The organism is Nocardioides zhouii (assembly GCF_004137345.1).
Taxonomy (GTDB): domain Bacteria; phylum Actinomycetota; class Actinomycetes; order Propionibacteriales; family Nocardioidaceae; genus Nocardioides; species Nocardioides zhouii.
This window is the reverse complement of record NZ_SDWV01000002.1, coordinates 1-12,813: the sequence shown is the minus strand read 5'-3', so window position 1 is coordinate 12,813 and position 12,813 is coordinate 1. Positions and strand designations below refer to the sequence as shown.

Here is a 12,813-nt window from a genome sequence, read left to right as displayed (position 1 = left end):
TGGACCAACGTGGCAGTCATGGCGATCAGGAACCGCTCAGCCGTACGACGAACGCCTGCAGCAGGGCGGCCGCGTGGGCGCCGTCGCCGACCCGGTGGTCGACCGTGAGCCCGGCCGTGACCGACAGCGCCAGGCCGACGCCCCCGGGCACCGCGACCGGCCTCGGGGCGATCGCTCCGAGCGCGAGCACGCTCGCCTGGGGCGGCGTGACGAGGGCCTGGAACCGGTCCACGCCCAGCCCGCCGAGGTTGGACAGCGAGCCGTTGGCGAGGCCGAGGTAGGACGGGTCGAGCCGCCCGGCGTGGGCGGCCGCGACGACCGACTTCAGCTCGGCGTCGAGCTCGTGCGGGTCGCGGGCGTCGGGCTCGGTGAACACCGGCACCATCAGGCCGCCGGGCGTCGCGACCGCGAGTGCGACCGACGGCGGGCCGCTGGGGACCGCTGCCGAGCCGGCTGCGTCCCAGCGGTTGAGGAGCTCGGGCACTTCGCGCATCGCGGCGGCGTACGCCTGCAGCAGGACGGTGGTCCAGGAGACGCCGTTGCGGGTCTCGTCGGCCCCGTCGAGCACGACGTCGCGCCACACGGTGAACTGCGGCACGGCCGCACTCTCGGTCATCTTGCGGGCGACCGCGGCGCGGACCTTGGCGGCGCGGTCCTGCCGCGGCGCAGCAGGTACGGCGACGGCCGCTGCGGGGGCTGCGGGAGCCGGCGCGGCTGGGGCGGGCGCAGGCCGGCTCGCGGCCTCGACGTCCTCGACCCGCACCAGTCCGTCGGGGCCGGTGCCCGTGACGGAGGCGAGGTCGACACCGCGCTCGCGCGCCAGGCCGCGGGCCCGGGGGACGGCGGCGACCGGTCCGACCGCTACGACCGGCGCGGGCGCGGGCTCGGCTTCGGGCGCTGCGGGCGCTGCCGCGACCGACGGCTCCGGCTCTGCGACCGCGTCGGGCTCGGGGTCGGGCTCGCTCAGCAGGTCGCCGAAGCCACCTCCGGTGTCCTCGCCCTCGACCCAGCCGATGGGCTCGCCGACCGTGGCCATGCCGGACTCGACGACGATCTCGACGAGGACGCCGGTGACCGTGCTCTCGACCTCCATGTCGACCTTGTCGGTCATCACCTCGCAGACGACGTCGCCCTCGGCGACCTCGTCACCGACGCGGACCATCCACTCCGAGACCTCGCCCTCGGTCATGGTCATCGACATCTTGGGCATCCGGATCGCGAGCCGTGCCATCAGGACTCCTTCATCAGCTTCGTGGCTGCTTCGACGATGTCCTCCACCTGCGGCACGGACGCGCGCTCGAGCTGGGGGGCGTAGGGGATCGGGGCGTCGAGCCCGCTCAGCCGGCGTACGGGTGCGAGCAGGCGGTAGATCGTCGGCGACTCGGCGATCCGGGCCGACAGCTCGGCCGTGAAGCCGACGTGGCCGGGGGCCTCCTGCACGAGCAGGGCGCGACCAGTGCGGGAGACGTCCTCGTGGATCGGGGCGTCGTCGAGCGGCGTCAGGGTGCGGGGGTCGATCACCGAGATGTCGATGCCGTCCTGCGCCAGGATCTCGGCGGCCTCGAGCGAGCGCGAAACCATCACGCCGGTGGCGACCACCGTGAGGTGCTCGCCCCGCCGACGTATGGCGCTCTTGCCGAGGGGGACGCGGACGGCCTCCTCGGGGACGGGACCGGACGTGCGGTAGAGCAGCTTGTGCTCGAGCACGATGACCGGGTTGGGGTCGTCGATGGCGGAGAGCAGGAGCCCCTTGGCGTCGGCCGCGGTCGCCGGCATCACGACCTTGAGCCCGGGCACGTGGGCGAACCAGGCCTCGAGGCTCTGCGAGTGCTGGGCGGCTGCGCCGGTGCCCGAGCCGAGGGGGGCGCGGAGCACCATCGGCACCGACATCGCGCCGCCGAGCATGTAGTGGATCTTGGCGGCCTGGTTGACGATCTGGTCCATCGCCTGGTTGGTGAAGTCGGAGAACTGGATCTCCACGATCGGTCGCATCCCGGCGAGGGCGGCGCCGACGGCCGCACCCACGATGCCGAGCTCGGAGATCGGGGTGTCACGGATCCGGTCGCCGCCGAAGCGGTGGTAGAGGTCACCGCTGACGCCGAAGGCGCCGCCGTACACCCCGATGTCCTCGCCGAGCATGAAGACGCGGTCGTCCGCCTCCATGGCTTGGCCGATGGCCTCGCGCACGGCCTCGGAGTAGGTGATGACGCGGTCGGTCCCTGCTGTGGTCACGGTGTGTGCTCCCTGTTCGAAGTCGCGGTCAGGCTCGCGCGAAGACCGCGTCGAGGAGGTCGGACGGATCGGCATCAGGGGCAGCGTTCGCCTGGCGTACGGCGTCGCGCATCTGCTCCATCGCCTGGGTGCGGACGGCCTGGACCTCCTCGTCCGTGAGGACGCCGGCCTCCTTGATCTGCGCCTCGAAGCGCAGGATCGGGTCCCTGCTGCGCCAGTCCGCGATCTCCTCCTTGGTGCGGTAGAGGTTCTTGTCGGACTTGCTGTGGCCCTTCCACCGGTAGGTGAGGTTCTCGACGAGCGTCGGGCCGTCGCCGGCGCGGGCGCGTGCGACCGCCGTGCTGACCGCGTCGTACACCGCGTCCAGGTCGTTGCCGTCGACGGTGACGCCCGGGATGCCGTAGCCGGCGGCGCGCTCGGAGATGTTCTCGATGGCCATCGACTTCTCGGTGGAGAACGACATGCCGTACTTGTTGTTCTCGCAGATGAAGACGACCGGCAGCTTCCAGATCGCGGCGAGGTTGACCGCCTCGTGGAAGGCGCCCTCGTTGGCGGCGCCGTCGCCGAAGAAGCAGGCGACGACGCGGTCCTCGCCGCGCATCTGGTACGCCAGCGCCGCGCCCGCGGCGATGGGGATGCCGCCCGCGACGATGCCGTTGGCGCCGAGGTTGCCCGTCGCGGTGTCGGCGATGTGCATCGAGCCGCCGCGTCCGCGGCAGTAGCCGGTCTCCTTGGCGAGCAGCTCGGCCATCATCCGCGTGAGGTCGGCACCCTTGGCGATGCAGTGACCGTGGCCGCGGTGGGTGGACGTGATCGCGTCGTCGGTGCGCAGCGCCAGGCAGGCGCCGGTGGCCGACGCCTCCTGGCCGATGGACAGGTGCATGGTGCCGTGCATGAGGCCCCGCGCGAAGAGGTCGTCGACGGCCTCCTCGAAGCGGCGGATGGTCCACATGGTCAGCAGCGCGTGTCGCGCCGTGTCGTGGTCGGTGCCGGGGCTGGTGCTCATCGCATCTCCTATGCACATATGTGCGTATGCTCGTCACGTATGACCAGAGAGTAGGTGACCTGCGTCACGGTGCGCAAGAGGCAGGGTCGACGAGATGCGACGACGTCCGGACGGACGGGTCGTGGGGTCGCACGGACGCACGGGTGCGCCGCGACCGGATCCCTGGGTGGACCTAGCGGGTGAGGAGCGCGGTGGCGATGGCGGCGACGCCCTCGCCGCGGCCGGTGAGGCCGAGCCCGTCCGTGGTGGTGGCGGAGAGGCTGACGGGCGCCTCCAGGGCGTCGGAGAGGACGCGAGTCGCCTCGTCGCGACGCGGACCCAGGCGCGGGACGTTGCCGATCACCTGCACCGCGACGTTGCCGATCTCCCAGCCGGCATCGCGCACGCGCCGGGCCGTCTCGGTCAGGAGGGTCACCCCGGAGGCGCCCGCCCATTCGGGCTCCGTCGTGCCGAAGTTCGTCCCGAGGTCGCCCAGCCCGGCCGCCGAGAAGAGGGCGTCGCAGGCGGCGTGCGCGGCGACGTCGGCGTCCGAGTGGCCCTCGAGCCCCGCAGGCTCGTCCGGCCAGGAGAGGCCGGCGAGGTGCATCGGTACGCCCACCACGAGCCGGTGCACGTCGGTGCCGACGCCGATGCGGCTCTCGGGGACGTCTCCGGACTGTAAGGACCTCACGTCGGCATCATGCCCGAGGGCGAGGGACAATGATCGGGTGACCACACGACGTACGCCCTGGGCGCTCGCCGGAGTCCTCGCCGGACTCGCGGGCCTGGCGACCAGCTACGCCACCGCCAACGTGCTCAGCATCCGCGAGTCCCCGGTGGTGGCGGTGGCCGAGTCGGTCATCAAGCTCACCCCCGGGGCGGCGGCGGAGCGGGCCATCTCCGTGCTGGGCCACTACGACAAGCCGGCCCTGGTGACGGGCATCCTCGTCATCCTCCTCGGCTGCTTCGCCGGCGCCGGCCTGCTGGCGCGGGGTGCCTGGTGGCGGCCGATGCTCGTGTGGGCCGCGATCGCCGCGCTGGGCCTGGCGGCCGTGCTGTCGCTCCCGAGCTCGGGGGCCACCGACATCCTCCCGATCGGTGTCGGGGCGGTCACCTGGGTCGCCGTGCACTCGGCCCTCGTCGACGCGCTGAGGCGCGGGCGCCAGCGTCCTGAGCTGGAGTCGCGCGAGCGCCGCGTCTTCCTGATGGTCGCCGGTGCGGTGGCGGTGTCGACCGTTGCCATCGCGGGCGCCGGTCGCTTCGTGGGTGCCGGTCGACGCCACGTCGAGTCGAGCCGCCGGCTGCTGCGCATCCCGGGCGTCACCCGGCGTCAGCCCCCTCCCGCCACGTCCGTCGGGCTGAAGGGCATCGCGCCGTGGCAGACGCCCAACGAGGACTTCTACCGGATCGACACCGCCATCGCGCTGCCGACCATCGCGCCCGAGGACTGGTCGCTGCGCATCCACGGGCTCGTCGACCGCGAGGTCACGCTGAGCTACGCAGACCTCGTCGCCCGACAGATGACCGAGTCGTGGATCACGCTCAACTGCGTCAGCAACGAGGTGGGCGGCGGCCTGATCGGCAACGTGCGATGGAGCGGCGTACGCATCGCGGACCTGCTCGCCGACCTCGGGGTCAGCGCGGACGCCGACTGCGTCTTCCAGACCTCCCACGACGGCTGGTACTGCGCGACGCCGCTCGCCGCGCTGACCGACGACCGGGACGCGATGCTGGCCGTGGCGATGAACGGTCGCCCGCTCCCGATCGAGCACGGCTTCCCGGTGCGCACCGTCGTGCCGGGGCTCTACGGCTACGTCTCCGCGACGAAGTGGGTCGTGGACTACGAGGTCACGACCTTCGACACGGCAGTGGGCTACTGGACGGACAAGGGCTGGTCGGCCGAGGGGCCGGTCAAGATCGCCTCGCGCATCGACGTGCCGCGCTCCGGCGACGGTGTCGCCGCCGGCGAGGTCTCCTTCGGCGGCGTCGCCTGGCGCCAGCACACCGGCATCGAGGCGGTCGAGGTGCAGGTCGACGGCGGTCCGTGGGAGCGCGCCGACCTGGGCGAGGTGCCGTCGGTGGACACCTGGGTCCAGTGGGCCGTCACCCTCGACGTCCCCGAGGGCGACCACGAGGTGCGCGTACGCGCGATCGGCAAGGACGGCGAGACCCAGACGAGCGCCATCGCCCGACCCGACCCGGACGGGTCGACCGGGCTGCACACCATCGAGATCAGCGCGAGCTGACTCTCAGCTGTTGGTGATGACGTACGCCGTCCCGCCGGACGCCGCGATCCAGATCCGCTCGAACTGCGCACGGTCGTACACGCGTCGGACCTCCGCGTTCGTGGCGCCGGCCGGGTCGTTGACTACCACGTCGCCGTCGGCCTCGAAGCCCACGACGACGAGCAGGTGGCCGTTGCTCGCCGAGATCGGCGCGCCGACCAGCTGGTTGCGCCCGAACGCGATGGAGACGATGAGCGGGACCCCGGCGGCGATGTAGTCCTCGGCCTCGCGCAGGTCGCGCATCCGGGTGACGTACGAGTCGCCGGCGACCAGCGTCGCGGCGTACGCGGTGTTGAAGGCCCAGTTGCCGGTGCCGCGGTAGCCGTGGTCGTAGACCATCTTGGCCGTGTGGTCCACGACCGCGTCGACGTGCCCGGCCGCGATGCCGGTCGGCGTGGGGGAGATGCCGTAGTAGCCCAGCACCATCGCGGTCGACGTGGCCGAGCACCACGCCTCGCCGCCGCTGCCCCACCGCGGGTAGTGACCGCTGTGCACCATCTGGGAGTACGCCGGTACCGGCAGCACCGTGCCGACGCCCGGACCGGGCGTCGAGGTGGGCCGCGGGGCGGCCGCGTCGGCGGACGCGACGGCGCCGACGCGCTCGAGGCTGACGGCCAGGCTCGAGCCGCGCGGTCGCATCAGCGTCACGCGGACCTGCCACGACGTGATCGTGCTCGCGGCGTACCAGGTGTCGACGCTGACGCGTCCCAGGTCGTCGGTCTGCCCGCTGTACGTCGTGCGCGGGACCGGGCGTCCGGTGCGGGACCAGTCGGCCATCGTGTCCCAGCTGCCCGTGGCGCCGTCGGCGGCCATCGCGCGGACCTCGACCCGGACCAGGCTCTTGCCGGGAGTGGTGGCCTCCCACGTGGGGATCAGGGCCGATGCGGCGAAGCCCGGGGTCGACCACGGTGAGGTCCACGTGCCGACTTCGTACGCACGGCCGGCGACCGTGCGGGGCTTCGGCTCGAGCAGTGACACCTGGCCGCGGCCGAACTTGAGCCCGCTGCGGGTGCCGGACTTGAGGTCGGCGTACGAGCTCCAGGAGGCGCCGCCCACCTGGGCAGTGGCCCGGGGATCGGTGGCACCGGCCGCGCCCGCGCCGATCGGCGCGAGGAGGGAGGCAACGAGCGGCAGCGCCAGCGAGAGGGCTCGGATCACGGGTCGGGGCACCGACCGACGATAGCCCGCCCAGTCCCATCCGTCCCAGGAGTCACGCAGTCGGAGGTGGGATGGCGAGTGTTCACCAATCCGACGTCGCGAAATTGGCAGGTGTTTTGCACCACATGTCGGTGGGCCGACCTAGCCTGTGCGAGGCCGCCAATCGGGTTCTCTGCGGCCCTCTATCTCAGGGAACTTCGCCTTGCGCTCACGCACCCGCCGCGCCCCCCGCGCCGCGCTCCACCTCACGACCCTCCTCGCCCTCGTGGCCTCTCCGCTGGCCCTGGGCTTCACCGCCCCGGCCGCGGCAGCCAGCTCGGGCGTCGTCATCACCGAGGTGTTCGGTGGAAACGGAGCGACGAACCTGTACAACCAGGACTTCGTCGAGCTCACGAACACCTCGGCGTCCGCCGTGGACGTCACCGGCTGGTCCGTCCAGTACCGAGCGGCCGCCTCCACGTCGGGTGCCTCGTCCAAGATCGACCTCGTCGGCAAGATCCCCGCCGGGGGCACCCTCCTCGCCGGTGGCCAGGCCTCCACGTGCACGCCCGCGTGCACCAACACGATCCCCACGCCCGACGCCAGCAACGGGAGCATGAACCTCTCCGGCACGGCCGGTGTGGTCATCCTCTCCAACGAGGCCACCCTCCTGACCAATGCGGTCATCGGTGCGGGCAGCGTGGTCAACCACCCGAAGATCGTCGACCTCGTCGGCTACGGCAGCACCGCCAACGTGTTCGAGAACGCCGCCACGGCGGCGACCGCCCCGGCGCCGGCGCCCAGCAACACGACGACGCTGAAGCGCACCGCGACCGACGCCGACGACAACAGCGCCGAGTTCGCGGCCAGCGCCCCGGGCACTCCGCTGAACTGTGACTGCTTCGCGCCGGCGGCCCTCAAGGTGACTGAGGTCTACACCGACGGCGGCCTGACGGGATCGGCCTACGACCACGACTTCGTCGAGCTCCAGAACACGAGCGGCTCGACGCTTCCGATGACCGGGCTCACCCTGCAGTACCGCGCCCCGGGCGCCACCGGACCGGCCACGGTCGTGGCGACCCTCAGCGGCAGCATGGCCGCGAGCTCGTTCGACGTGGTCCAGCTCGCGGGCACCGACGGCAACGGCGCCGCGCTCCCGACCCCCGAGTACACCGCGGCGCTCGACCTCTCCGCGGCCGGCGGCACGCTCTTCGTCGCGAAGTCGGCGACCCCGATCGACCCGGGCACCGGTGCCGTGGCTGTCGACCAGTTCCGCGGCGACCTCGTCGGCTGGGGCACCGCGGGTGCCTTCGAGACCACGGCCGCCGACGCGACCGACCTCGGGCCGATCCTGTCGATCCAGCGTGCCAACGGCGGCGTGGACTCCGGCGACAACTCGGCCGACTTCGCGTCGTACGCCCCGAGCCCGAACGCCCAGCCAGCCATCCCGGTCAAGACGATCCCCGAGATCCAGGGCACCGGCCCGGCCACGACGCTGGCCAACGCCAACGTGTCGACGTCCGGTGTCGTGACGGCGGCCTACGCCAACGGCGCGGACAACTTCAGCGGGTTCTACCTGCAGACCGCGGGCTACGACCCGGCCGCCGACGCCACGCCCGGCAGCTCCGACGGCATCTTCGTCTTCACCGGTTCGTCGGCCACCTTCCCGACCCCCACGGTCGGCCAGCACGTCACGCTGTCCAGCGCCAAGGTCAGCGAGTTCCGCGGCATGACCGAGCTGACCGTGACCAACCCGGCCAACCTGACGGTCCGTGCGGCCACCCTCGCCGAGGGCGTCAAGGCCGGCACGGTGCTGCCCGGCAGCGACTGTGCCCTCCCGGGCACCAACTGCCTGACGGGTGCCACCCTCGAGGCCGCCCGTGAAGCGCACGAGGGCGAGCTCTTCCTGCCCGTCGCGCCCTACACGGTCACCGACTCCTACGACGGCAGCCCGTGGGACCAGGGCCCCTCCGAGGGATTCAAGATGAAGGGCGAGATCGGCCTCGCCGCCAACTCGACCGAGCCGCTGATCGCTCCGACCGAGGTCGCGAACCCGACCCGCGAGCCCGCGGCGCACGCCGCACGGATCGTGTGGAACGAGGCGCACCGCGTCACGCTCGACGACGGCCACAACGCCGACTACACGACCTCGGCCAACCGCGGGATCGCCATGCCTTGGCTCACGGCGACGCACACCGTGCGTGTCGGCGCGGCTGTGACCTTCGTGCAGCCCGTCGTCTTCGACTACCGCGACAACCTGTGGAAGCTCCAGCCGCAGTCCAAGGTGACCGACGACGGCGAGTCCAAGGTCTCGATCGAGCAGGACCGCCCCGCGGCCCCCGCCGACGTGCTGAAGGGCACCGGAAACCTCAAGATCGCCACGTTCAACATGCTCAACTACTTCGTCCACACGTCGCAGGCGTGGGACGCACTGCCGGACGACGCCACCGGCGCCCTGCGCACGTGCACCGACAACAACACCGACCGGGCCGGCGCCCTCACCACCGCCGGCAACTGCTCGTGGACCGACAGGCGGACCGAGCCCGACACGGCGAACTCCCCGGGACCGCGTGGTGCTGCCACCCCCGCCGCATTCAAGCGCCAGGAGGACAAGGAGCTCGAGTCGATCAACAAGATCGACGCCGACGTGCTCAGCCTCGAGGAGGTCGAGAACGCCATCAAGATCGGCGACTACGACCGCGACGCCGCGCTGCAGCAGCTGGTCCCGGCGCTCAACGCGCACTGGGCCGCCGCCCACCCGGGCGAGGACCCCGCTCTCGGAGACCGCTGGGCGTACGTCGCCAGCCCGCGACTGGCCGCCCAGGCGACCATCCTCGAGCAGGACGCGATCCGGCCGGCCTTCATCTACAACCCCCGCACCGTCGAGACGGTGGGCCGGTCGCAGATGCTGGTGAACTCGGCCCCGTTCCGCAACGCCCGTGAGCCGCTGGCCCAGGGCTTCAAGCGGGTAGGTGGCAACCGCGACGACGGTTTCATCGTCATCGCCAACCACTTCAAGTCCAAGAGCCCCGCCGGTGCCACCGGCGACAACGTCGACAAGGGCGACGGCGCGGGCTCCTACAACGGTGACCGCACCCGGCAGGCCAAGGCGCTCGACGCCTTCGCCGACGGCCTGGCCGCCGACCTGGACATCCCGGCCGTGTTCCTGACCGGTGACCTCAACGCCTACAGCCACGAGGACCCGATCGAGGCACTGCGCGACACCGGCTGGCACACGCTCGAGTCCGACAACGGTGAGAAGTCGTACTCGTTCGGCGGATTCTCGGGCTCGCTCGACCACGCGCTCGCCAACGACGCGGCTCTCGCCATGGTCACCGGCAGCACCGTGTGGACGATCAACGCCAACGAGCCGGTCTTCTACGAGTACAGCCGCCACAACTTCAACTTCACGGACCTCTACGCGGTCAACCCGTTCCGCTCCTCCGACCACAACCCGGAGATCATCGGCGTCAACGCGCCCAAGAACCCGCCGGTCGCGGACCTCGACACCGTCCAGGTGCTGGCGTCCAACGACTTCCACGGTCGTCTCCTCGACGACCCGGCGAGCGCCTCGGCCGGTGCCGCGGCGATGGCCACGGCTGTGAAGGGCCTGCGTGACCCGGTGACGGGCAACCCCAACACCGTGTTCGCGATGGCCGGCGACATCGTCGGCGCCTCGACGTTCGAGTCGTTCATCCAGAACGACAAGCCGACGATCGACGCGATGAACGAGGCCGGGCTCGAGGTGTCCGCTGCGGGCAACCACGAGTTCGACCAGGGCTACGACGACCTGATGAACCGCATCATGTCCGCGACCGACGCCGAGGGCGGCACCGCCTGGCCGTACATCGCTGCCAACGTCCGCGAGGCGGGCGACCTCGACGCGTATGCGCTCGAGACCGACCGTGAGGACGGCAACTTCGCCCACTCCAACGGCGCCACGTGGTGGAAGCAGTTCGACGGCCTCAACGACGGCGCGGGCATCCGCGTCGGGTTCGTCGGCGCGGTCACCGAGGACCTCGAGTCCCTCGTCGCACCGGGCAACCTCGACGGCCTCGCCATCACGAGCATCGTCGACGAGGTCAACGACGCAGCCACGGTCCTCAAGACCGACGGCTGTGGCGGCGAGCCCTGCGACCTGGTCGTCGAGCTCGTCCACGAGGGCGCGCCCAGCCCGAGCTGCGACGTGATCAAGGACGACGAGGACTCCACCTTCGGGCGGATCGTCCACGGCGCCAGCGACGACGTCGACGCCATCGTGTCCGGCCACACCCACCTCAAGTACAACTGCAAGGTCGAGGTGACCGGCAAGACCTTCTCCGACGGCAAGCAGTACAAGCGCCCCGTCGTGTCGGCCGGCCAGTACGGCTCCTACCTCAACCAGCTGCAGTTCGACTTCGCGCCCGACACGGCCGACCTGGTGGGCATCCGCCAGCACGTGCTCGCCATGAAGGACTTCGACGACGACGCCGACACCAAGGCCATCGTCGACGCAGCCGTCAGCGTCGCTGCGGTCAAGGGTGCCGTCGAGCTCGGCGAGGTCATGGGACCGTTCAAGCGGGCCCGCCGCACCGACCCGAGCGGCATTGTGGAGAACCGCGGGGGCGAGTCCACCCTGGGCAACCTCGTCGCGGAGATCCAGCGCGAGGCGACCGGCGCCGAGATCGGCGTGATGAACCCCGGTGGCCTGCGTGACGACCTGATCGGCACCGGCAACGGTCCCGGCCCGGTGACCTACCGCGAGGCAGCCAACGTCCAGCCGTTCGCCAACACCCTGGTGACCACCGAGCTGACGGGTGCGCAGCTCAAGCTGCTGCTCGAGCAGCAGTGGCAGCGCGACCCCGACAACAACGTCCCGTCGCGTCCGTTCCTGCGGCTGGGGACGTCGAAGGGCTTCACCTGGACCGAGGACTCCTCGCGCGCCGAGGGCAGCCGGATCACGGGCATGTGGCTCGACGGCACCGCCGTCGATGCGGGGGAGACCTACACGGTCGCCGCGAACAGCTTCGTCGCCAGCGGCGGTGACAACTTCCGTGCGCTGACCCTGGGCACGGACAAGCGAGACACCGGCGTCACCGACCTGCAGGCCACGGTCGACTACCTGGAGGCGCACCCGTCCCTGGCCGTCGACTACCGGCAGCACGCCGTCGGCGCGCGCGTCCCGAACGGTCCGTACGCGGCCGGCGACACCGTCACCTTCGACGTCAACTCCCTGTCGATGACGGGCGAGGGCGATGTGACCGACGCGGCGATGGCGATCTCGATCGGGGCGCGTGACCTCGGGTCGTTCGCCGTGACGACCAACCTCCCCGCGACGCCGTACGACATCCCGGGTGCCGGCACGGTGAGCTTCGTCCTGCCCTCCGGCCTGTCGGGCACGCAGCTGGTCACCCTCACCGGTGGCTCCACTGGCACGGTCGCGACCGTCCCGATCCAGGTGACCGACACCCGCGCCGACTCCACGGTGTCGGGCACGGCCGCCGACATCACGTGGGGCGAGGCCGGCTCGGTCGACGTCACCACGACGGGCGGCACCGACGGCGTCAAGGTCGAGCTCTACGACGGTGCGACGAAGATCGGCGAAGGCACCCTCACGGGCGGCGCCACGACGATCGCCATACCGGCAAAGGCGCTGCCGGTCGGCGCCCACACCCTGACCCTGAAGTACGTCGGCGACGACGCCACCAAGCCGTCGCAGGGGTCGGTCCAGGTGACGGTCGTGAAGGCGACCTCGGCGGTGTCGGGCACGGCTGCCGACATCACCTGGGGCGACGCGGGCTCGGTCTCGGTGACGGTCGACCCGTCGGAGGCGACCGGCACGGTCGAGCTCTACGACGGTGCGACGAAGCTCGGCGACACCACGGTGACGCAGGGCTCGATCACGATCGCTGCGAAGGCGCTCGCGGTGGGCACGCACTCGCTCACGCTGAAGTACCTCGGTGACGGCAACCACGCCGCCGACGAGGGGACGGTGTCGGTGACGGTCGTGAAGGCGTCCTCGACGGTGTCGGGCACGGCTGCTGACATCACGTGGGGCGATGCGGGCTCGGTGACGGTGACGGTGGCTCCGGCTGCTGCGACCGGCACGGTGGAGCTGTACGACGGTGCGACGAAGCTCGGCGACACCACGGTGACGCAGGGCTCGATCACGATCGCTGCGAAGGCGCTCGCGGT

At 71.4% G+C, this 12,813-nt stretch carries 7 protein-coding genes; 2 read left to right on the top strand and 5 right to left on the bottom strand.

What is annotated here, in order from left to right; all coding sequences use genetic code 11:
- Positions 1-25: 25 nt before the first annotated feature.
- From EUA94_RS01815 to ispF, 4 genes are all read right to left on the bottom strand, one after another.
- Positions 26-1,231 (bottom strand): dihydrolipoamide acetyltransferase family protein, encoded by a 1,206-nt coding sequence (locus EUA94_RS01815; RefSeq protein ID WP_129424133.1) that lies wholly within the window; start codon positions 1,229-1,231, stop codon positions 26-28.
- Positions 1,231-2,232, bottom strand: coding sequence for an alpha-ketoacid dehydrogenase subunit beta (locus EUA94_RS01810; RefSeq protein ID WP_207210362.1), 1,002 nt, complete (start codon positions 2,230-2,232; stop codon positions 1,231-1,233). The genes EUA94_RS01815 and EUA94_RS01810 overlap by 1 nt, the downstream gene beginning before the upstream one ends.
- 28 nt (positions 2,233-2,260) lie before the next feature.
- Positions 2,261-3,238, bottom strand: coding sequence for a thiamine pyrophosphate-dependent dehydrogenase E1 component subunit alpha (locus tag EUA94_RS01805; RefSeq protein WP_129424129.1), 978 nt, complete (start codon positions 3,236-3,238; stop codon positions 2,261-2,263).
- Between the two features lie 172 nt (positions 3,239-3,410).
- Positions 3,411-3,908 carry a 2-C-methyl-D-erythritol 2,4-cyclodiphosphate synthase gene (ispF, locus tag EUA94_RS01800; protein ID WP_165356763.1) on the bottom strand — a complete coding sequence of 166 codons (498 nt, stop codon included), beginning with the start codon at positions 3,906-3,908 and terminating at the stop codon, positions 3,411-3,413.
- A gap of 37 nt (positions 3,909-3,945) precedes the next feature.
- Here ispF and EUA94_RS01795 point away from each other — a divergent pair, with 37 nt between their 5' ends.
- Positions 3,946-5,463 (top strand): molybdopterin-dependent oxidoreductase, encoded by a 1,518-nt coding sequence (locus EUA94_RS01795; RefSeq protein ID WP_129424127.1) that lies wholly within the window; start codon positions 3,946-3,948, stop codon positions 5,461-5,463.
- Between the two features lie 3 nt (positions 5,464-5,466).
- On the opposite strand, the gene EUA94_RS01790 is transcribed toward EUA94_RS01795, so the two are convergent.
- Complete coding sequence (locus EUA94_RS01790) at positions 5,467-6,672, bottom strand: peptidase C39 family protein (RefSeq protein WP_129424125.1); 1,206 nt, start codon at positions 6,670-6,672, stop codon at positions 5,467-5,469.
- Positions 6,673-6,862: 190 nt separating this feature from the next.
- Between EUA94_RS01790 and EUA94_RS01785 the strand changes: the two genes are divergently transcribed.
- The coding region (locus tag EUA94_RS01785) for an ExeM/NucH family extracellular endonuclease (RefSeq protein ID WP_165356762.1) at positions 6,863-12,813 on the top strand (5,951 nt) is incomplete at its 3' end.

Bases quoted from the DNA above. Each gene is read 5' to 3' on its own strand.
- EUA94_RS01815 (WP_129424133.1), bottom strand. From the start codon at position 1,231: ATGGCACGGCTCGCGATCCGGATGCCCAAGATGTCGATGACCATGACC.
- EUA94_RS01805 (WP_129424129.1), bottom strand. From the start codon at position 3,238: ATGAGCACCAGCCCCGGCACCGACCACGACACGGCGCGACACGCGCTG.